General features: G+C 59.9%; 8 protein-coding genes and 1 pseudogene. 6 read left to right on the top strand and 3 right to left on the bottom strand.

Going from position 1 to position 23748, the window contains the following annotated elements:
- The 5 genes from AO388_RS30435 to AO388_RS22800 form a co-directional block, all read left to right on the top strand.
- Positions 1 to 743: AMP-binding protein (locus AO388_RS30435; RefSeq protein WP_236713940.1), on the top strand; the 743-nt coding region annotated here is incomplete at its 5' end.
- Entirely contained in the window at positions 712 to 16515 is a 15804-nt protein-coding gene (locus AO388_RS22815; RefSeq protein WP_236713938.1) for a non-ribosomal peptide synthetase, read from the top strand. The genes AO388_RS30435 and AO388_RS22815, both read left to right, overlap by 32 nt.
- 224 nt (positions 16516 to 16739) lie before the next feature.
- Positions 16740 to 17570, top strand: coding sequence for a helix-turn-helix transcriptional regulator (locus tag AO388_RS22810; RefSeq protein ID WP_058417193.1), 831 nt, complete (start codon positions 16740 to 16742; stop codon positions 17568 to 17570).
- Positions 17567 to 18985, top strand: coding sequence for an AdeC/AdeK/OprM family multidrug efflux complex outer membrane factor (adeC, locus tag AO388_RS22805; RefSeq protein WP_058417192.1), 1419 nt, complete (start codon positions 17567 to 17569; stop codon positions 18983 to 18985). Before AO388_RS22810 ends, adeC begins: the two co-directional genes overlap by 4 nt.
- Before the next feature lie 13 nt (positions 18986 to 18998).
- Positions 18999 to 19205 carry a hypothetical protein gene (locus tag AO388_RS22800; RefSeq protein WP_003372929.1) on the top strand — a complete coding sequence of 69 codons (207 nt, stop codon included), beginning with the start codon at positions 18999 to 19001 and terminating at the stop codon, positions 19203 to 19205.
- Positions 19206 to 19319: 114 nt separating this feature from the next.
- Here the strand turns inward: AO388_RS22800 and AO388_RS28020 are convergent.
- The 3 genes and pseudogenes from AO388_RS28020 to AO388_RS22785 all read right to left on the bottom strand — a co-directional run.
- A pseudogene (locus AO388_RS28020) lies at positions 19320 to 19938 on the bottom strand (helix-turn-helix domain-containing protein); the annotation flags it as partial.
- Between the two features lie 98 nt (positions 19939 to 20036).
- Complete coding sequence (locus tag AO388_RS22790) at positions 20037 to 20642, bottom strand: LysE family translocator (RefSeq protein WP_083515867.1); 606 nt, start codon at positions 20640 to 20642, stop codon at positions 20037 to 20039.
- 256 nt (positions 20643 to 20898) lie between these two features.
- Complete coding sequence (locus tag AO388_RS22785) at positions 20899 to 22074, bottom strand: efflux RND transporter periplasmic adaptor subunit (RefSeq protein WP_003433923.1); 1176 nt, start codon at positions 22072 to 22074, stop codon at positions 20899 to 20901.
- Between the two features lie 681 nt (positions 22075 to 22755).
- On the opposite strand from AO388_RS22785, the gene AO388_RS22780 reads away from it, so the two are divergent.
- Positions 22756 to 23529, top strand: coding sequence for a helix-turn-helix transcriptional regulator (locus tag AO388_RS22780; RefSeq protein ID WP_003433924.1), 774 nt, complete (start codon positions 22756 to 22758; stop codon positions 23527 to 23529).
- Positions 23530 to 23748 lie beyond the last annotated feature (219 nt).

Below are 23748 nucleotides of genomic sequence, written 5' to 3'. Positions count from 1 at the left end.
AGAACACCCTGAATTTCGACCTGTCGGTGGAGGAAATCTTCCCGGCCTTGCTGGCGGGTGCCACTCTGGCCCCGAGCCGCGAGATCTTCGGCAGCGAAGGGACTGAAGATTACGGTATTCATCCGACTGTCCTGCACCTCACCGCCGCGCACTGGCACACGCTGGTTGGCGAGTGGCACAAGCAACCGCAGGTGGCGGCTCAGCGCCTGCAACAGGTGCGTCTGATCAACGTCACTGGCGATGCGCTATCAGCACAGAAGCTCAAGCTCTGGGACGAGATGCGCCCGGCGCACACTCGCCTGGTCAACACCTACGGCCCTACCGAAGCGACAGTGTCCTGCACCGCCGCGTATGTCAGCCATGACGCCGTGGCTGGCAGCGAAGGCAGTGGCAACGCGACCATCGGCAAACCGATGGCCAACACGCGCATTTACCTGCTCGACGATCATCAGCAAGTCAACGCCGAGCGCTTCCTCGCTGATCCGTTCAGCAACAGCCCTGATGCCCGGATGTACAAGACCGGAGACCTGGCACGCTACATGGCCGACGGCCGTATTGAATACCTGGGCCGTAACGACTTCCAGGTCAAAGTGCGCGGTTTCCGTATCGAGCTTGGGGAAATCGAAGCCCGTCTGGGTAATTGCAAAGGGGTCAAGGAAGCGGTGGTGGTCGCTCGGGAAGATAACCCGGGAGATAAACGCCTGGTGGCCTATGTTGTTACAAAGCCAGCTTACAACCGCTGAACTGCGTGCCGAACTGGCACCGCAACTGGCCGAGTACATGCTGCCGAGCGCATTCGTGATCCTCGACGCCTTGCCGTTGACGCCGAACCGCAAGCTGGATCGCAACGCCTTGCCGGCTCCGGAAGCCAATGCCTTTGCCAGCCGCGAACACGTGGAGCCGCAAGGTAAAACCGAGATTGTGCTGGCGCATATCTGGCAAAACCTGCTCGATCTGGAACAAGTGGGCCGTCATGATCAGTTCTTTGAACTGGGTGGCCACTCCTTGCTGGCGATGCGTCTGATTTCCCAGGTGCGCCATCGATTGGGCGTCGAACTTGGCCTGGCCGCCCTGTTCGCCCACCCCGAACTGAGTACCCTGGCCGTAGCCATCGCTCAGGCCGGGCGCAGCAACTTGCCGGATATCGTGCCGGTGGCACGCGATCAGGCGTGGCCATTGTCATTCGGCCAGCAACGTCTGTGGTTCCTCGCTCAGATGGAAGGCGCCAGCGCGGCCTACCACATACCTGCCGGTCTGAGCCTGCATGGCGAACTGGACCTCAAGGCAATGCAACGGGCGCTGGAGCGCCTGGTTGCACGCCACGAAGGCTTACGCACCACATTTATTCAGGGTGATGACGGACAGCCGGTACAACGCATCAGCCCGGCGGATGCCGCTTTCAACCTGCAACTGCACGACCTGCAAGGGCTGGCGGATGCCGAGGAACAACTTCAGGCGCTGGCCAGCGAAGAGTCGCTGCAAAGCTTCGACCTGCAACAGGGCCCGCTGATTCGTGGCCGCCTGATTCGCATGGCCGAGGACCATCACGTCCTGTTGCTGACCATGCACCATATCGTGTCCGATGGCTGGTCGGTTGATGTGTTGACCCGCGAATTGTCTGCTCTCTATGCAGCATTCAGTCAGGGCCAGGACGACCCGCTGGCGCCACTGGAGCTGCAATACCTGGACTACGCCGTGTGGCAACGTCGCTGGCTGAGTGGCGATCTGCTGCAACAGCAAAGCGACTACTGGCAACAAACCCTTGCAGACGCTCCGGCGCTGTTGATGTTGCCCACCGATCGTGCGCGTCCGGCGTTGCAGGATTACGCCGGCGCAGCACTGCCTGTCATTTTCGACAAAGACCTTACCCATAGCCTCAAGGCGTTGAGCCAACGTCGCGGCAGTACCCTGTTCATGACGGTCATGGCCGCTTGGGCCGGGCTGCTGGGCCGCTTGGCGGGTCAGGAAGATGTGGTCATCGGTACGCCAGTGGCCAACCGCACACGCAGTGAAGTCGAAGGGCTGGTGGGCCTGTTCGTCAACACCCTGGCCATCCGCGTTGACCTCAGTGGCAAGCCTACCGCAGAGACTCTGCTGGCGCGGGTCAAACGGCAGACTCTCGATGCACAGGCGCATCAGGACTTGCCGTTCGAACAAGTCGTGGAAGTCATCAATCCGCTACGCAGCCTCTCCCACAGCCCGATTTTCCAGGCCATGTTGTCGTGGGAGAACAACGAGGCGTCTGATCTGACGCTCGGCGACATGACGCTGAAAAGCGTCGAATTGGCCGCTGATACCGCTCAATTCGACCTGACGCTGGACATGGCCGAGGTGGATGAGCAGCTGGTCGGCACGCTGGAATACGCCACAGCGTTGTTCGACGAGAGCACCATGCGGCGGTATCTGGGCTACTTCCAGCGTGTGCTGGAGGCCATGGTCGCCGACGACCAACACGTGCTGGAACACGTGACCTTGTTGGGGCGCGATGAACGTGAACATCTGCTGGCAGGCCTCAACGCAACAGAGGCGCCCTACCCGCAGGGCTGCGCGATTCATCAGCTGTTCGAAGAAAGGGTTCAGGCGCAGCCCGACGCCATCGCCGTGGCCTGCGGGGCGCAGCGCTTGAGTTATGTGGAGTTGAACCGCCAGGCCAACGGTCTGGCGCATCATCTCATCAGCCTGGGCATCAGCCCGGATGATCGGGTGGCGATCTGCGTAGAGCGCGGCGTGGAAATGATCATCGGCGTGCTCGGTGTACTCAAGGCTGGTGCCGCCTATGTGCCACTGGACCCGGCCTACCCTGCCGAGCGTCTGACCTACATGATCGAAGACAGTACGCCGTCGGCACTGCTGACCCAGCGTGGTGTGCAGGAGCGTCTGCCGACGCTTGACGTGCCGCTGGTGCTACTCGATGACGATCAACGCGATACCTTCTCCGAGGGTTTCCACAACCCGGTTGTGGAAACCCTCGGCGGGCACAATCTGGCGTATGTCATCTACACCTCGGGCTCCACCGGCGTGCCGAAAGGCGTAATGGTCGAGCATCGCGGATTGCTCGCCGTCAGCGCGGCGTGGAAGCAATTGTATCCGTTACACGCGCCACTCAATCACTTGCAGATGGCCGGGTTTTCCTTCGATGTGTTCAGCGCCGACCTGATCCGCTCACTGGGTTTCGGCGGCACACTGGTGCTGTGCCCACGCGAGACCCTGATGGACCCGCCTGCGCTTTACCGCCTGCTGAGCGAGGAGTCGATCGGTTTTGCGGATTTCGTGCCGGCCGTGCTCAATGCGTTGCTGGCCTGGGTGGAAGAGACGGGTCACGACCTGTCGTTCATGCGCACCGTGGTCTGTGGTTCGGATATCTGGACCGCGCACAGCGCCCGGCAACTGCGCAAGCTTTGTGGCGATCACGTGCAGATCGTCCAGGCTTACGGTGTCACTGAAGCCAGCATCGACAGCACCTGTTTCGAGTTCGAGGCAAGCAGCCAGGTCGACGGGGTCTTGCCGATTGGCCGTGCATTGGCCAACACACGGATTTATCTGCTCGATGAGCTTGGCCAGCCGGTTCCACCGGGCGTTGCGGGCGAGCTGTATATCGGCGGCGCAGGTATTGCACGCGGCTATCTGAACTTGCCGCAACTCACCGCCGAACGCTTCATGGACAGCCCCTTCGTGGCGGGCGAACGGCTTTACCGCAGCGGCGATATGGCGCGCTACCGGGCTGATGGCAATATTGAATTCCTCGGCCGCAACGACTCCCAGGCCAAGCTGCGCGGGCTGCGTCTGGAGCTGGGCGAAATCGAAGCACGTCTGGCCGAGGTCGCGGGTATACGCGAAAGCCTGGTCGTAATTCGCGAGGACAGCAGCGGCACGCCGAAACTGGTTGTGTATTTCGTGGAATATGCCACCCGCGAACCTGCCGGCCCTGCCCTTACCCCGCGCGCGCTTCGCCAGCACCTGCAACTCAACCTGCCGGAATACATGATCCCGGCAGCGTTCGTGCGCATGGACGCATTGCCGCTGAGTGCCAATGGCAAGCTGGATCGCAGAGCGTTGCCCGAACCGGACGCCGAAGCCTTCGATCAGCATGATTTCGAAGCAGCCGATGGCCCGCTGGAGAGGGCAGTCGCCGCAATCTGGGCCGATGTGCTGGGCGTCGCGCAAGTCGGTCGGCATGATGACTTTTTCGCGCTCGGCGGTCATTCATTGCTGGTCATGCGTGTGCTGGCCCAGGTTCGTCAGCAATTGAATCTGGAGGTTTCACCGTCAGCGTTTTTCGCAGCGCCGGTTCTGCGGCAGTTCGCAGAGCGGCTGAGCAACACGCAGGGCAACGCTCGTCTGGCGATCACGCCTGTGCAACGTTCGGGTGCGCTACCGTTGTCGTTTGCCCAACAGCGCCTGTGGTTCCTCGCGCAACTGGAAGGTGGCAGCGCCGCTTACCATATTCCAGTTGGGTTACGTCTGCGCGGCAGCCTTGATCAGGCGTCGCTGCAACGCGCACTGGACCGTATCGTGGCCCGCCATGAGGCGCTGCGCACGACCTTTGTACAAGAGCAGGGACAGCCTGCGGAGCAGCGTATCTCTGCCACTGAAACAGGTTTCAGACTGCAACTGCAGGTACTGGCCGGGCAGACCGATGCCGAAGACAAGCTGCTCGCCATCGCTGCACAAGAGGCCAGTGAGCACTTCGACCTCGTCAATGGCCCGTTGGTGCGCGGACGTCTGGTGCGCATGGCCGATGACGACCACGTGTTGCTGGTGACCATGCACCACATCGTCTCCGATGGCTGGTCAACCGGGGTGTTGAACCGCGAGCTGGGCGCGCTCTATGCAGCCTTCAGTAAGGGGGCGGAGGATCCGCTGCCGGCGTTGCCGGTGCAGTACGTCGACTACGCACTGTGGCAACGTGACTGGTTGAGTGGCGACGTGCTGCAACAACAGCGTCAGTACTGGCAGCAGGCACTGGCCGGTGCGCCAGCCTTGCTGACCCTGCCGACCGATCGGCCACGTCCGGCGCAACAGGACTACAGCGGGCAGACGCTGGAGCTGGTGCTGGATACACAATTGACCCATGGCCTCAAGGCTTTGGGCCAACGATATGGCAGCAGCCTGTTCATGACCGTGATGGGTGCCTGGGCCGCCCTGTTGGGAAGGCTGTCCGGTCAGGACGACGTGGTGATCGGTACGCCGGTTGCCAACCGAATGAGCGCCGAGGTGGAGAACCTGATCGGGTTCTTCGTCAACACCCTTGCTGTACGGATCGACCTCTCGGGGGCGCCGAGCGTCGAAGCGCTTATGCGGCAGGTCAAACAGCAGACTCTGGCTGCTCAGGCAAATCAGGACCTGCCGTTCGAACAAGTGGTTGAAGTGGTTCGACCACAACGCAGCCTGTCTCACAGCCCGATTTTTCAGGCGATGCTGTCATGGCGAGACAATGAGGACGACGCCCTGGTGCTCGGCGACATAAGCCTGCAAGGCGTTGCAGTGCCCGGTGATGCATCAAAATTCGACCTGGCGCTGGACATCGGTGAGGTAGACGGACAACTGATCGGCACGCTGGAGTACGCTACGGCGCTGTTCGACGAAAGCACCATGCGACGTTATCTGGGCTACCTCCAGCGTGTGCTGGAAGCCATGGTGGCCGACGATCGGCAAGTGCTGGAGCGGGTGCCGTTGCTCGACACGGCGGAGCGCGATTACCTGCTGAAGGATATCAATGCCACAGAGCGCGCCTACCCGCTCGGTCAGTTGATGCATCGCTTGTTCGAGGCCCATGCCGAAGCTGCACCGCAGGCAATTGCAGTCCGCCAGGGTGAGCAGACACTGACCTACGCCGAGCTCGACAGCCGCGCCAACGCCTTGGCTCAGCAACTTCGCCAGCACGGCGTGGTGTCTGGAACCCGGGTGGCGATCCTGCTGGATCGTTCGGTGGAGTTGCTGGTCAGCATGCTGGCCATTCTCAAGTGCGGTGCGGCGTATCTGGCGCTGGACCGCCTGGCCCCTGAAGAACGCCTGCGCTTCATGCTCAAGGACAGCGAAGCCATCATGCTGCTGAGCCGCAGCGACCTGACGGCACCTGAAATGACGCCAAGACTGGATCTGGACAGGCTGGATCTGTCAGCGCTGAGCCAGGGGCCAGTCGTGCTTGCAGATGACGTCGCAGGCGAGCCCCCCGCGTGCATCATTTACACCTCTGGCTCCACCGGTCAGCCCAAGGGCGTGATCGTGACCCACAACGGCATTGTGCGTCTGGTTCAGGACAACGGTTACTACGACTTCTCGGCTGAAGACCGTGTGGCGTTTTCGTCCAACCCGGCATTCGACGCCAGTACTCCGGAAATCTGGGGTGCGTTGCTCAATGGTGGCCAGTCGGTGATTATCGAGCCCCATGTGCTGCTCGAGCCGGTGGCGTTCGCCGCCCTGCTGAAACGCCATGGTGTAACAGCCATGATCAGCTCGACCGCCCTCTTCAACCTGTATGCCGGGTTGATTCCAGAGGCCCTGGCAGGCTTGCGCATGATCATGTGTGGTGGCGAGCGCGCTGATCCGGCCTCGTTCCGTCGGGTCCGTGAACATTCCGCTCAGATACGCCTGTTCAACGGCTACGGCCCGACCGAGGGCACCACCTGTGCCACCAGCTACGAAATTTTCGAGGTACTGCCTGACACCCTGAGTCTGCCGATTGGCAAGCCCAATGCCAACGTGCGGGTCTATGTGCTTGATGCCCGGCGCGAACCGGTGCCGATGGGGGTGGTCGGCGAGATCTACATCGGTGGTACTGGCGTTGCACTCGGCTACCTGAACCGTCCCGAGCTGACCGCCGAACGCTTCAGTGAAGACCCGTTCACTCCGCAGCCAGGCGCGAGACTCTATCGCACCGGCGATCTCGCGCGCTGGTTGCCGGACGGTAACCTTGAATACGTGGCGCGTAACGATGGGCAGGTCAAGGTCCGCGGCTTCCGCGTCGAGCTGGGCGAAATCGAAAGCGTCCTGCACTTGTGCGACGGCGTGCGCAACTCCGTGGTGGTGGCGCACGAAGCCAGCCCGGGTGACACCCGTCTGGTCGCCTATTACACCGTGCATGCGGGCGTTGAAGCACCTGACCCGGAGGATCTGCGTACGCAATTGAGTGGCGGTTTGGCGGAATACATGGTGCCGAGTGTGTTCATGCGTCTGGATACCTTGCCGCTGACACTCAATGGCAAGGTCGACCTGAAAGCACTGCCGGCACCGGACCTGAATGCCATGTCCGAGCGAGTCTACGTTGCGCCGGAGAGCGCCACCGAACAGGCCCTCGCGGAGATATTCCAGGAATTGCTGAGCCTCGAACGAGTGGGTCGCCATGACGGCTTCTTCGAGCTTGGCGGCCACTCGCTGCTGGCTGCGCAACTGGTTTCCCGGGTGCGTCAGCAACTGAACGGCGACATGGCGCTGCGCCAGCTGTTCAGTCACCCGACCGTTGCCGAACTGGCGAAGGTGGTCGATGGCCTGCAAGCGGTCGATTCCGTTAGCATCGAACCCATCGGGCGTAACGCGCCGCTGGCACTGTCCTTTTCCCAGCAGCGCCTGTGGTTTCTCGACAGGCTCGACCCTGGCGCCAGCAGCGCCTACCACATGCCGATGTCACTGCTGCTGCGCGGCGAGCTTGATCACAGCGCGCTCAAGGCTGCGCTCGACCGTCTGGTCGCGCGTCATGAAAGCCTGCGCACTACGTTCGAGTTGCACGGCGAACAGCCGGTGCAGGTCATCGCAGCGGCGGATAGCGGTTTCGCCCTGGCAGAACAGGACTTGCGCTCGCAGCCTTATGAACAGGCCAGCCTCAGCGCTTCACGCATCGCCGACAGCGAGGCCGCTGCACCGTTTGACCTGCGCCAGGGCCCGCTGATTCGCGGGCATCTGCTGCGCCTGACCGATAACGAGCACATGCTGTTGATCACCCAGCACCACATCATCTCCGACGGCTGGTCGGTGGGTGTACTGGTCAACGAGTTCGCCGCCCTCTACCAGGCCTTCAGTCAGCATCGGCCTGACCCGTTACCTGCCCTGTCAATCCAGTACGCCGACTACGCCGCCTGGCAACGCCGCACCTTTACCGGCGAGCGCCTTGCCGAGCAGGCCGACTTCTGGCGTGAGCACCTGGGTGGTGCACCGACGCTGCTGTCGCTGCCTACTGATCGGCCACGTCCGGCGGTGCAAAGCTACCGCGGCGGCGCTGTGCCATTGACAATCGATGCAGCGCTTCATCAACGTCTTGAGCGCTTCTGCCAGACCCACAACATCACCCTGTTCATGGGGCTGCTCAGCGCCTGGTCGGTCCTTATGGCGCGGCTAAGCAACGAGCGCGATGTGGTGATAGGCGTGCCGAGCGCCAACCGTGGCCGCACCGAAACCGAGAATCTGATCGGCTTCTTCGTCAACACCCTGGCGCTGCGCGTCGATCTGGCGCAGAACCCGAGCGTGGCGCAGCTGCTGGAACAGGTCCGCCAGACCACGCTGGCGGCCCATGAGCATCAGGACATTCCGTTCGAGCAAGTGATCGAAGCCTTGCAGCCGCCACGCTCGATGAGCCATAGCCCGCTGTGTCAGGTCGCCCTGTCGCTGGATAACACCAGCGTTGGTGGCGAGTTGAGCCTGCCGGGCCTTAGCCTGCATCCGATGTTGCAGGCCCATGAAACCGCGCAATTCGACCTGATGCTGATGCTGGGTAGCGAAAACGGCAGGCTGACCGGGATGATCGAATACGCCAGCGACCTGTTCGACCACGCGACCGTCGAGCGTTTTGCCGAGCATTTCCATACGCTACTGGAGGCGATGGTCGAGGATGTCGCGCAACCTGTGCTCAGCCTGCCGTTGCTCAGCCAGGCGCAGCGCCTGGCCTCGCCAGCGCTATTGCAGCCCAAGGCGGTATTCGCATCGGGTCTGATGGTGCATCAGCGCTTCGAACAGTTCGCCGCCGCCCACCCGCAGGACATCGCACTGGTCTTTGGCGGGCATGAGGTGAGTTACCAGGCGCTCAATCGCCGAGCCAACCGTCTGGCCCATGAACTGCTCGCCCAAGGCGTGCGCCCCGATGACCGGGTAGCGATCCTCGCAGAGCGAGGCACACAGATGGTCTGCGCGGTGTTGGCCGTGCTCAAGGCCGGTGCAGCCTATGTACCGCTGGATCCGACTTACCCCACCGAGCGTCTCGGCTACCTGCTGGCAGACAGTGCGCCGGTAGCGTTGCTGGCCCAGTCGGCCTGCCTCGACGTGCTGCCGGTACACAGCGTGCCGGTACTGACCCTCGGCGCGGACAACGACAGTGCCGATTTGGCAGATGAATCGCTGGACTGCAACCCTGAGCCTGCTGCTCTGGGTCTGTCTCGCGAGCACCTGGCTTATGTCATTTACACCTCAGGGTCTACAGGCCTGCCCAAAGGTGTACTGGTGGAGCACGGCAACGTTGCACGCCTGTTCGACGCCACCGCCAGGCAATTCAACTTCGGCCGTGAGGATGTCTGGACGCTGTTCCACTCCTTTGCCTTCGACTTCTCGGTCTGGGAAATCTGGGGCGCGCTGTGCTACGGCGGCAAACTGGTCATCGTCCCGAGTGAGGTGGCGCGCTCGCCGGATGACTTCTATGCGCTGGTCTGCGAGCAGCAGGTCACCGTTCTGAACCAGACGCCAAGCGCTTTCCGCCAGTTCATCCAGGCCCGCGAACGCAGCCCACAGGAGCATGCGCTGCGTGAAGTGGTATTCGGGGGTGAGGCTTTGGACTTCCGCAGCCTGCAGCCCTGGACCGCACGCACACCGCTGTCGCGTACCCGTCTGGTGAACATGTACGGGATCACGGAAATCACTGTGCATGCCACTTACTACCCGATAAGCCAGGCAGAAATCGACACAGCCATGCCAAGTCTGATCGGTCCGGCACTTGATGACCTGTGCCTGCGTATCCTCGACGACTATCAGCAGCCGGTGCCGGTGGGCGTCAATGGCGAGATTTACATCGGCGGTGCCGGTGTTGCCCGGCATTACCTGAACCGCACGGAACTGAATGCCGAACGTTTTATTGCCGACCCCTATGCGTTGCAAAGCGGCGCACGGCTCTATCGCACCGGCGACGTTGCGCACTACCGCAGCGACGGCGGCGTGGTCTACGTCGGCCGCAATGACTCGCAAATCAAGATTCGCGGCTTTCGTATCGAGTTGGGCGAGATCGAGGCGCAATTGCTCGCCTGCCCCGATGTCCGTGAAGCGATGGTCATCGTGCGTGAGGATCGCCCCGGCGACAAACGCCTGGTCGCCTACCTGATTGCCGAGGAAGGCGCCGCTCCCGAGTCAGCGCTCCTGCGCAACCAACTGGCCAGCGTGCTGGCCGAACACATGCTGCCCAGTGCCTTTGTGACCCTCGAAAGCTGGCCGTTGACCACCAACGGCAAGCTGGACCGTGCCGCCCTGCCCGCGCCGGACCAGTTCGCGACGGTGAGTCGTGACTACGAAGCACCGCTAGGCGCTATCGAAACGACCCTGGCCGCTGCCTGGCAGGAATTGCTCGGGGTCGAACGTGTCGGTCGCCAGGATCACTTCTTCGAACTGGGTGGTCACTCTTTCCTCGTGATTAACCTGATAGAGCGCTTGCGTCAGATCGGCTTGGTACTGGATGTGAGCACGGTGTTCTCGGCGCCAACCCTGCAAGCCATGGCCGCGGTCCTGGCGGGCGGCACTGCGGCGGAACGGGTCGCCCCGGCGAACCTGATTCCCGTCGATTGCACGGCGTTGACCCCGGACATGCTGCCGTTGGTGAAACTGACCCGGCAGGAACTGGAGCATATCGTTGCCGATGTGCCAGGCGGCGTCGCCAATGTTCAGGATATCTACCCACTGTCGTCGTTGCAGGAAGGCATCCTGTTTCACCATCTGTTGCAGTCAGAAGGTGATGCCTACCTGATGCGCACCATAGCGACCTTCGACAGCCGTGCGTTGCTCGACAAGTTCCTCGGCGCGCTGCAAGTGGTGATCAACCGCCACGACATCATGCGCAGCTCCCTGCGCTGGCAAGGTCTGCCGCAACCGGTACAGGTGGTGCATCGCCAGGCAACGTTGCCAGTCATTGAACTCGACACCGCGCCGGGTGAAGACGCCTTGCAGATGCTGCGCGACCGCACCAATACCTACCATATGCGCCTGGACCTGCAACAGGCACCGCTGATAGCCGCGTATATCACGTACGATACCCGGCAGGAAAAGTGGCTGATGGCGTTGCTGGACCATCACCTCATCAGCGACAACGTCACCCTGCGCCTGATCATGGGCGAGATCCAGGCAGTGATGGACGGACGCGCCGACGCCCTGCCGCCATCCCAGCCGTACCGCAACTTCATCGCCCAGGCCGCGTGTGTCTCCCAGGCCGAACATGAAGCCTACTTCCGTCAACTGCTGGGGGATGTCGATACCACCACTGCGCCCTATGGCGTGCTCGATGTGCGTGGCGGCGATGCAACAATCCTGCGTTCGGTGCAGGATCTGAGCGACGATCTCAGCGCGCGGATCCACAGCACCGCTCGGGCCCAGGGCGTACCAACCTCGGTGCTGTTCCACGCCGCATGGGGCTTGGTGGTGGCCGCCACCAGCGGCCGCGACGACGGGATTTTCGGTACCGTGCTTTCGGGACGCTCCCAGGGCACATCCGGCGCCAACCATGCGCTGGGGATGTTCATCAATACCTTGCCGATGCGTATTCGCCTGCAACAAAACAGCGTGCGCGATATCGTTCAGGACGCCTACCAACAGCTCAGCGGCCTGCTGACCCACGAGCAGGCGCCTCTGGCCCTGGCGCAGCGCTGCAGTGCAGTGGATGCATCGCTGCCGATGTTCACCGTGATCCTCAACTGCCGTCACGGTGATCTGGTGAACACTGCCGGGGAAAACATCGAGGACATGGGCGAGGAGCAGGAAGGGGTTCATTTCCTGGGCTCCGAAACCCGTACCAACTACCCGATCGAAATTGCCGTAGCCAATGAGGCCAATGGCTTTTCGCTGACTGCGCAGTCTATAGATGGCATCGACCCGCACCGGATTGCCGCCTACCTCGGTCAGGCGGTCGCCGAGCTGGTCAATGCCCTCGAGCAGGATCCGCAACGTCTGGCAAGCAGCCTGGAAGTGGTCCCGGAGGACGAGCGGCAACGGCTGCTCAACGAATTCAACGACACCGCCAGTGAGTTCGCACCGGCAGTACCGATCCATGCCTTGTTCGAACACCAGGTCCGCTGCAACCCCGAGGCTGTAGCGCTGGTCTATGAAGACCGCCAACTGAGCTATCGCCAGCTCAACCGCCGTGCGAACCACGTGGCCCGGCAGCTGCTGCAACTCGGTGTGCAGCCGGACGAGCGCGTGGCCATCTGCGCCGAACGCAGTCTGGACATGATTGTCGGCCTGCTGGGCGTGCTCAAGTCCGGCGCTGCTTACGTGCCGATCGATCCTGCCCACCCGGCTGACCGCATGGCCTTCATGTTGCAGGACAGCCAGCCGCGTGCGCTGCTGACCCAGAGCGCACTCAGTCTGCCGGCTGGCGACATACCGCCGATGTTGCTCGACAGCGCTGAATCGCTGCTGGCAGCGGACGATCAGGCGTTCGACGCCAATCCAGTGGTCGACGGCCTGACGGCGGAAAACCTGGCCTACGTGATCTATACGTCAGGCTCCACTGGCCAGTCAAAAGGTGTCATGGTCGAGCACCGCTCGGTGTTCAACTTCTGGAACGTGCTGACCCGCACCACCCATCAGCATTGTCCGACACCGGCCACCGTGGCGCTGAACGCCGGCTTCTTCTTCGACATGTCGATCAAAGGCATCTCGCAATTGTTCTCCGGCCACACGCTGGTGATCATCCCGCAACTCATTCGTGCCAACGGCAGCGAACTGCTGGACTTCCTCGAAGCCCATCAGGTTCATGCCTTCGACTCAACACCATCGCAGCTCGACACCCTGCTTTCCGCCGGTTTGCTGGAACGCAGCAGTTACCAGCCGGTCAGCGTGCTGTTGGGTGGCGAGGCGATCAACGCCAGCACCTGGGAAAAGCTGCGCAACTGCCAGACCATCCGCTTCTACAACATGTATGGCCCGACCGAATGCACAGTGGACGCGACCATTGACCTGATCCGCGACCTGGGTGAAAAACCAAGCATCGGCCGACCCATCGCCAACGTTCAGGTGCATGTTCTGGACGCGCGTGGCGAGCCTGCACCACTGGGCGTCGCCGGGGAAATTCACATCGGCGGTAGCGGTGTGGCTCGTGGCTACCTCAACCGTGACGAGCTGAGTGCCGAACGTTTCATTGCTGACAGGTTCTCCAGTAACGCCAACGCCCGCCTTTACAAAACCGGCGATCTGGGTCGCTGGCTGGCGGACGGCACGCTGGAATACATGGGCCGTAACGACTTCCAGGTGAAGGTTCGCGGTTTCCGTATCGAGCTGGGTGAAATCGAAAACGTTCTGCTGGCCGTACCAGGCATCCGCGAGGCGGTGGTGATTGCCCGCAACGACAGCCAGGGTGATTCGGACAGTCAGCGCTTGGTCGCTTATGTCTGTGGTGAATCGGTTGCGGCCGAGCATTTGCGTAGCGAGCTGCTCAAGCATCTGCCGGAATACATGGTGCCCAGTGCCTTCGTCCATCTAGATGCCCTGCCGCTGACTTCAAACGGCAAGCTCGACCGCCGAGCGCTGCCGGCACCTGGTCAGGATGCGTTGGCCAGCAAGGCTTACGAGGCGCCGCAAGGCGAAACCGAAGAGGCCATCGCCGAAATATGGAAAGCCCTGCTGCATCTGGATCAGGTCGGCCGCAACGACGGCTTCCTTGAACTGGGCGGCCATTCGTTGCTCGCCGTGCAATTGCTGTCGCGACTGCGACGCAAGCTCGGTACACGAATCACCTTGCGTGAACTGTTCGACGCACCGACCGTGCGTGGCCTGGCCTCATTGGTCAACGCCACGGCGCCAAGTGAAGCGCAATCAATTCCAAGGGCGGATCGCTCGGGCCGTCTGCCACTGTCATTCTCCCAGCAACGCCTGTGGTTCCTCGATCATCTGGATCATGCTGCCGGTGCGGCCTATCACTTGCCGATGGCCTTGCGCCTGACAGGGGCACTGGACACGGCTGCCTTGCAGGCGACGCTTGATCGTCTGGTTGCACGCCACGAAACCCTGCGCACGCGCTTTGAGTTGGTTGACGGTGAACCGGTGCAGAAGATCGCCCCGGCCGATACCTGCTTTCCTCTGTTGCAACAGGATCTGCGCGGACTTTCCAGTGAGGAGCGCACGGCGACCCTGGCCCGTCTGGGTCAGGAAAATGCCACGCAACTGTTCGACCTGACTCAGGGGCCTATGCTGCGCGGGCATCTGCTGCAGGTGGCGGATGCCGAACATGTGCTGTTGATTACGTTGCATCACATCGTCTCCGACGGCTGGTCCAACAGTGTTCTGGCCCAGGAAGTGAGTGTGCTTTACAGCGCTTTCAGTCAAGGCCAAAAGGACCCGCTGCCAGCGCTGCCGCTTCAATACGTGGACTACGCCGCCTGGCAACGGAAATCCCTTGACGGTCCTGCGCTGCAAGCTCAGGTCGACTTCTGGCGTACGCATCTGGAAGGCGCGCCAAGCCTGCTGAACCTGCCACTGGACCGTCCGCGTCCAGCTATCCAGAGCTACACCGGCGGGATGATCGAGTATGTGTTCTCGCCAGAGCTGAGTGCCGACGTGCGCGCGTTCAGCCAGGCTCAGGGCAGCACACTGTTCATGGTTCTGCTGGCAGGCTGGTCGATGCTCATGAGTCACCTCAGCGAGCAGAATGATGTGGTGGTCGGTACGCCTGTCGCCAACCGTCAACGCCCGGAACTGGAGCCATTGATCGGCTTCTTCGCCAATACACTGGCATTGCGTGTGGCAACCTGCCGAGAGACCCGAGTGAGTGATGTACTCGGCCGGATCAAAGACATCACGCTGTCTGCCTACAGTCATCAGGATCTACCGTTCGAGCAAGTGGTAAGCGCCTTGCAGCCAACCCGCAGCATGAGCCACAGCCCGTTGTTCCAAGTGATGCTGAGCCTGGACAACACGCCCCCTTCGCTGTTGCAACTGCCCGGTCTGGAAGTCGAGTCGCTGGACAGCGCTCATATCACCACTCAGTTTGACCTGTCTTTGTCACTCACCGATACCGGCGAAAGCCTGAGCGGCGGTCTGCAATACTCCAGCGACCTGTTCGACAAAACCACTGTGCAGGCCATCATGCAGTTGTTTGCCACAGTTCTGGAGAACATGGTGACTGACGCACAGCAGTCGATCGGTCAGGTGCTGAACAACACGCCGGCGCTGCCGCGCTCGGCGCATACCGCGACTATCACTGCGACGGCCGAAAGCGAACTGCCTGAAGACCTGCCGTACGAAGCGCCCGAAGGCGACACCGAGATCGCCCTCGCCAACCTCTGGAAGGAGTTGCTCAAGCTGGACAAGGTCAGTCGCCATGACGACTTCTTCAAGTTGGGTGGTATTTCGCTGATGGCGGTGCAGATGGCCTCGCGCCTGCGCAAGGTGCTCGGCAAACCGATCGCGGTCCGCGATCTGTTCATCGAACCGACCATTGCCGGTTTTGCCAGAACCCTGGACGGCCAGGCACGTCCCGGCAAGCACAGCAATCTGGTGCCTGTCCGTCGCACTGGCTCGCAAACCCCGTTGTTCCTGGTCCACCCGCTGGGCGGCGAAGTGCAATACGTGCGCGATCTGGCCGCGGCAATCGACCCACAGGTGCCGCTCTACGGCTTGGCCGCCAGCGGCCTGGCAGCTGGAGAGAAGCCGTTGTCTGACGTGCCGGCCATGGCCGCGCGTTACCTGGCAGCGATTCGCCAGGTACAACCAAAAGGGCCTTACCGGATCGGCGGCTGGTCTGCAGGTGGTCTTATTGCTTATGAAATGGCCCGCCAGCTGCAATCCAATGGTGAACAGCTGGAGTTCCTCGGCATCATCGACACCTCCGCGCGTCTTGAGCAGCAAACGCCTCAGGCATTGAGCGAAGGTCAATTCCTGATGAGCTGGCTACCCGAGCAGTTCGACCCCGAGGTGTTCCGGCAACTCACCGAGCTGGCCAGCACGGATGCCGTCGATGAAATGCTCGCACTGTGCATTGCACACCGCCTGCTTCCGGAGGAGCTGCCACAGGACGTCGATGCCACCTTGTTACGCAGCCATCTCGCGGTGGCCTATGCAACCAATAGGGCAATCGACGCCTATGTCAGCCCACCCGCTCCGCTCTCGGTGACGCTGTTTACGGCCAGCGGGCAGGAGCGCAACGATCCGCTGCTGGGGTGGAGTGAGTTGCTAGAGACCCCGGTGAGCATGACAGCGCTTCCCGGGACCCACGAGACCCTGGTCCGGGCGCCTCATGTCAGCGCACTGGGCCAGGCGATCTCCCGGGCGCTGAACAAGGAGCCGGCCCACAAGACCTTCAAAGCCGAGGTTTCACGTTCGATAACAGCGTCAGCTGAGTAGTAACCGCTCGGTTGCGCAGGATGTCCCGGTATCCCGTGACAGACTTTTCCTGCGCAACTCAGCTTAATGGGAACCTCGAGCTGAATCGTTTTTTGTGAAGACATTCACGCGTGATACCGGATTCGATTGATGTCAAGGGGCAAAGGATTTGAGCGTGCGGAGGACGGAACTCACAGTCTGATCGACAGCATTGCACGCAACTTCTGATCTGCAGGAATAGACATATGAACCGACAAGCGAATGCCAAAGATGAAGTGAAATCGCACATTTATCTGGAACTCGGGAAGTTGGTGGCCAGCGTCGGAAATGACATGTTTCTGAGCAACATGCACCAGTTCATCAATACATCGCTGGCCGTCAGCCGTGTCGAATTGAGCGAGTGGACCGTTGACGACAATCAGTCGTCGGTGACAGATGTGCAGTTGTTGGGCTATGCGGGCACTGAGTTGAATCCGCAGTTGCAGACGTTGTGTCCGACACACGCCAGGCACCGCCACGACCACCCGTTGGTCAAGCGGGTGCTGGAGGTGGATGACGACCTGCTGATTCACCTGAATGCCCGGATGAAAAACGAAAAAGGCAATGACTTTGTCGGTACCTCGCACCAGTGCAGCATGATCTCGCGCAAGGCCAATCGCTGTTGTGTGATCTCGTTGCACCGCCCGCAAGCCGACAAAGATTACTCGTTGCAAGAGCTGTCTTTTTTGAAATACCTCTCGGAGACCCTGCTGCCTTTATCGGAGCGACACGCACGTGCCCATCGCCAATCCGGTATGAAAAGTGCTGGACGCACACTGTCGCACGGCCCGCTTTCCGATGAGTACAAGCACCTGCAAAGCGAGTTTAACGAACGCTTGCGTGCCTGCGACGTTTCGCTCTCCGCACGGGAGAAAGAGGCCTGCCTGGAGTTCCTCGCGGGCGGCACAGTTCCCGAGATCGCAGAGAAACTTTGCGTCAAGAGCAGTTCTGTCGAAACCTACCTCAAACGTTCCGCCGCCAAGCTGGGTATCAGCGGTCGACATGGGTTGGCCAAGTGGATGGTAGGCGCAGAATGAACAAATTCCTTGGCCCCTGGCTGTTTGCTGCGCTGTCCCTGAGCGGCTGCTCGTTGATTCCTGATTATCAGCGCCCGGCAGCACCGGTTCCCGCACACTACCCACAATCTTCCAGCTACGCGCCAGCACTCTCAGGACCGCTGGCGGCGGATATGGGATGGCGTGACCTGTTCCGCGACCCGACGCTGCAACAGCTTATCGAAAGCGCCCTGCTCAACAATCGTGACTTGCGTGTGGCAGCGCTCAACGTCGAGGCCTATCAGGCGCAATATCGCATTCAGCGCGCCGATCTGTTCCCCGCGATCAGCGCCACGGGCAGCGGTACCCGGCAGCGCCAGCCGGCCAGTATCACGCAGACCGGCGCCCCGGTGACCAGTGGTAGTTATTCGGCGACGTTGGGTATCAGCTCCTACGAGCTGGATTTGTTCGGACGCATACGCAGCCTCAGCGACCAGGCATCGCTCACCTATTTGTCCAGCGAAGAGGCCCGGCGCAGCACTCAACTGAGCCTGGTGGCGAGTGTCGCAACTGCCTACCTGACCTGGCGTGCCGACCAGGAACTGTTGGCCTTGACTCAGGACACGCTGATGTCCTACGAAAAGAGCCTGAAGCTGACCACTCGCAGCCAGCAAGTGGGCGCTTCTTCGTCACTGGACCTGGCCCAGTCGCGCACGTCGGTGGAGAGCGCACGGGCAAGTCTGGCGACGTTCCAGCGCCAGGTCGCGCAGGATCTCAACAACCTGACCTTGCTGGTGGGCACCACGGTTGCGGACAGCGCGCCCGACCGCCCGTTGTCTTCGGAATGGCTCGCCGAAGTGCCTGCGGGGCTGCCTTCTGACCTGCTGCAACGACGCCCTGACATTCTCGAGGCCGAATACCAGTTGCAGTCGGCCAACGCCAGCATCGGTGCTGCGCGAGCGGCATTCTTCCCGAGCATTACCCTGACGGCCAATGCCGGTACATCCAGCACCGAGCTGTCCGGCCTGTTTAAAGCCGGCTCTGGAGGCTGGGTGTTTTCGCCGCAGATCGATATCCCGATTTTCAACGCCGGCAGTCTGCGGGCAAGCCTGGATTACTCGAAGATCCAGAAGGATATAAGCGTTTCAAAGTACGAAAAATCGATACAGACCGCCTTTCAGGAGGTCTCCGATGGCCTGGCTGCGCGTCAGACCTACAAGCGTCAGTTGAAGGCGCAGAGCGACCTTGTACAGGCAAACCAGAAGTACTACCGCCTTGCCGAACGTCGTTACCGTATCGGCGTCGACAACAGCCTGACATTTCTCGACGCCCAACGCTCTTTATTCAGCGCTCAACAAAACCTGATCACCGACCGATTGTCGCAACTGACCGCCGAAGTCAATCTCTACAAGGCGTTGGGCGGCGGCTGGACGGAGCGGACATCAAAACCCTTGTGAGGAGGAACTGAAGATGGGCACATTCGAACCTGGAGCACATGTACGCCTTCGCTCGGGCGGCAAAATCATGGTGGTCAAGCATGAACCCGCGATTATCCCTCTCCCGGACACTCTGCTTGTGATGTGCGAGTACCGGTCAAAGAATCGCCTGGTGCAGGGTTTTTATTCGCCGCGTGATCTGATACATGCGCGCCGCGAGCCAATGGCCAATCATGGCTGAAAGCAACCCGGCGCAGCGGGCTGCGTCTCATCAGTAATCCTGTGCGCGCCGGTATTCAGTTCAGGCATTTCAGCCAAGGCGGATACCGGCTTTCACTTGATCTGATCCAGCGTCCTGCAGGTAATTCAGTTTGCCATGCGGTACCGGATCGGACAGGTGCTCCCTCGAGAGCCGTGGTCGGGTGTGCTCCAAAGCCTGTACCTGGCGTTGCTCATCACAACGGAACACCAACGCCTTATTCGGGCGTTTCGGATATACCTCCGCCAGTCTCCCCGGATTCATCTTCAATACCCGAATCGCTGGATAGTTTTGACGCGTGTGTCAGGTGCGGCTTTATGTCATGGGCGGCCCAGATGCGCTGGACGCTGGCCGGCGATATACCGACGAGTTTCGCCATGCTTCGACAGCTCCATCGGGCGTGGCCGATACATGGCTGGGTGACTTGATCAAGGATTTGTTTCAACGCCTCGGCTGGCAGGGATGCCTTGCGACCTCGTCCAGGAAGATCCACCAGGCCTGGCAGACGCAGTTCTCGAAAACGCTTGCACCAGCGTGTGACTGAAACAACCGATAGCCCGGTCAACCTGGCAATCTCGTTACGAGAACAGCCTTGTGCAGCGAGCAAAATCACCTGCGCCCGGCGGCCTTCGCGAGGGCTGATCGTCGCTGAACTCACACGTTGGCTCAACTCGATTTCTTCCTCGTCGCTGAGCACGATGTCTCGATAGCTCACCTGACTACTCCAACATTTACTAAGCACATAAGCACAATCAACGTTAGATACATCGTTAAGAGATGGCGCAGTGACGGAGCACCACCGGGGTGGGAAGTTCAGGTGAACATCGTTGTAGCAGCGACGTTATACAACGCAATAATCGCGAACAGTCCTATCACCAATGACACTAATCGGTTGACTCGATTGCCCGATATTATCGACGGTAGTTTTCGACCAAATACAGCACCCAGCGCAACCCATGTCATACCGACAGGAAGAACGACCAGGGAAAAAACCGTCATGAATGAAAGATAGCTTTCCACGTGCAAAAACGTCCCGGCGGGGGCTACGAGCGTGGCGAAAAACAGCCCTTTCGGATTATTGAGTGTTGCCAAAAACAACGCGGAGACCGAAATCGGCGATGGCTTTCCGTCGGGGTCCTGGTGAATCGAAAACCACAGTTTCAGAGAAATGTAGAACAGGAACATCACGGCCAGAACCTTGGTCGTCACCACCACCCAACCATAGCGTTCGATCAGCGCATCAATGGATAAGCCCCACGCGCTGATCTGAATCACATAAGCCGCCCATTCGGCCGCGACCAGCTTCAGCGAATACAGGCTCAGCCCGCGACTGATCCCTGACTGCAGCAACAGCGAATTGGTCGGCCCTGGCACGAGCAGCACGGTGAGCATTGCAATTGCAACGTAATACATGGCCATACCTAACACTCCAGAATAGGTTTATTTTCAAGCCCGCCTGGTTTCCAGGAATGAAAACGACTGGCGAATGAGCAAACGCTGACGGCGTCAGGAAAGTACTGACGCAGGCGTCGCCTGTTAATCCACTGTTGACCTGACTTTTGAAACACACGCCCAATTCATTAATCAGACGCCAGCAACGTGCCCGTTATCGATTTAACGTCGGCTTACAACTGTGCTGGATGTTCTTATTCTCCAGCACCTCCTTGTCATACGCTCAAACACCTTCCACACCGCCCCGCTCTCCGATGACAACCCTGTCGCCTGCTTGAAGCCCCGAACGTATTTCGACCCTGACCTTATTATTGATACCCGGCTCTACGTACGCTGTTCTGACCTCGGTACCTTCGCCCAGCACTCTTACGCTGTAGGTGCCGTCTTCCCGCCGATCACCCAGTGCGGCAACAGGAATCGTCAACACGCCTTTCTTTGCCTCGAGCACAATTCGCACGTTAGCGGTCATGTTGATGTAGAAGCGGTTTTCAAGGTTGGGGACATCGAAAAGAGCGTTGTAGAAGACGGCTTTGCTGTTTTCGCCTGTGGTGCCAGACGGGCTTGCGGCGTCCACAGGGCCCGGCTCGATCGCCTTGAGGGTGGCGTCATGGTGTCTGTCAGGATCGCCCGGGATAGTGAAGTAAACCGGAAGACCGGATTGGATCTTGAGCACATCGGCTTCGGAAATCTGTGCTTTCACGATCATGGTGTCGAGTTGTGCCATCTTCAGAATGACAGGTGCCATTTGGTCTGCGATGACCGTCTGGCCCTCCTGAGTAACGATGGCGAGGACCTGACCGTCCATTGGCGCGAAGATTCGTGTGTAATCGAGCTTGATGCGCGCAGCTTCTTCCTTCACATGGGCCGTGTGTAATTGTGCGGTAAGCGATACCAGGTTGGCGCGTTGGGTCTCCAGTTCGAACCGGGCCTTGTCCTGATCCGCTTTGGAAACCGCCTCCGTGGAGCCAAGCTCCTGATATCTGCGATCATTCGACTCGGCAAGTTTCAATTTATGCAGCGTCGCGTCTCGCTCCGCATTGAGTTGTTCGACTTTGACAACCGCCTGGCGCAAAGCGTTTTTGGCGGGCAGTGGATCGATCTCTGCCAATAGCTGGTTTCTTTTGACCTTGTCACCTGGTTTGACTTTCAGGGACTGCAATTGCCCGGAAACCTGGGCTCCCACGTCCACTTGATTGCGGCCCTGAAGCACGCCCTGTGCCGATACGGCGTACTCAATGTCCGTCACTTCTGCTGCGGCTGAGAGAAAGACCGTCTCTTCTTCCCCGCTGGCGCCCCTATACAAGGCATAGCCAGCCAGCGACACCGCCAGATCGATCAATACGATCCTCAAAAGGATTTTGCGGATATTCAATTTCCGGAAAAAGCCGACAATGCTCACTGTATTCCCCGCTCAATGGGCGTCACGGATCTCGGATGAATCAGCGGCTCAACACTGAAATAAAGGGCGTGCATGAGAATCTCTACTTCTCCACGACGACGATCCTGCGAGGCAGGTATTCATCCTGCAGCCATGTAGTAATGGAAACATCAGGACCCGTGTGCGTCTGTCCCCGCATTCAGGGACATTTTCGCGGAGACCTCACCGCGTCTGGAGCGCAAAACGGAAATATAGTTTGAGCACCCTAAAGCGACGGCGTCAGGCCATGCACTCGGCGGTATGAAGAACCTTATTTTCGAGACAACTGGCCAGCCGGTTTTCGCTATAAACCTTATTTCTGGTTAGTTACAACACGGCGATTTTCCGAAACGGTGAGCCGCTAAAGGATCCTTTATTCCGAGACATCACACTGGGTTGGCCCTTATAGGATTATCCGGTGCTATCGGACACTGTCAGCCCTGGTGCACTGGCGTGTAGCGAGACGTTTGTCCCCCTTTTCCCCGACAGACTGGGAATAGCCCCTATGTGTACATTCTTTAATGCGCCAGTAATATTGTCCTACAATCAGACATTATGCTCATTACTAGGCATCGAGAGGGCTGCCCTGTATGCGAGGTTGCTTTTGGTTGGGCTGGAGACTAACGCCATGGGGGCAAATGTGTAATGGAAGCCAATCTACAAATGACGGGAAATCAGTCAGCGTATTTTCTGGAATTGGGAAAGTTAATCGCAAGCGTGGGTGATACAGGATTTGCCGCGAACATGTACCAGATCATCGCGGCCACCGTCCCCATCGATTTACTTGACCTGAGTGAATGGACGATCGACGAGAACGAAGGAAACGTGATCAGCATTCAGCCCCTCGGGCAAGAGAATGCGGACCAGAAGCCGTTCAGTCTGAGTGTCTCGCAGAACCAGGAGATGCTGCTCGCTCGAATGCTCAATGTGGACGATTTTCTGCTCGTTCATCTCAAGCCACCCTGCAGCATGGGTTCTTCCGGGACCTATCACTGCAATCTCGTGTCGCGCAAGTCGAACAGGCGCTGCGTCATTTCCTTGCACCGCGATCATCACCAACGTGACTTTTCACTTCACGAATTATCGTTCTTGAAAAACTTTTCAGAGGCCCTGTTGCCCCTGCTGGAGCGACATGCCCAGACGACCCGTACCTTGTGCACTGCGCATGCTGACAACGAAGCCGTTACACAGGGCGGCCACCAGCTTCAACGTGAATTCAACGAGAAGCTGAGTCGATCCGAGGTCCGGCTGTCGTTGCGGGAAAAAGAAATATGCCTTGGCATATTGGCTGGCGCGACGGTTCCAGAGCTGGCCGACAAGCTTCACGTCAAGAACAGCTCCATCGAGACCTATCTGAAGCGGGCCGGAGCGAAGCTTGGCGTGAAGGGGCGACACGGTCTGGTCAAGTGGATGACGGGCGTATCCCAGACAGGGTGACCACCCTGTGCTGCAGAAGGTTACCTGTTTGCTCGTCTCACCCGGCGGGCGACCGAAGCTAACCGGCATCATGCGCTCGACGAGGCTGTCCGTGCTGCACGGTCAACCAGCCATCCATCGGCTAAACCGAGCGAACCTACTGTTGTGCGGCGAATAGAATTATAAAATGCCTGTCGAGAAACCAGCAGAACGTAAAATAAAAACAAGCGTGCCCTGATG

Origin of the sequence: Pseudomonas sp. ICMP 10191 (genome assembly GCF_001467335.1) — a bacterium.
In the GTDB taxonomy this organism is placed as follows: Bacteria; Pseudomonadota; Gammaproteobacteria; order Pseudomonadales; family Pseudomonadaceae; genus Aquipseudomonas; species Aquipseudomonas cerasi.
The sequence above is the reverse complement of the archived record's forward strand: the minus strand, read 5'-3'. Positions and strand labels throughout refer to the sequence as shown.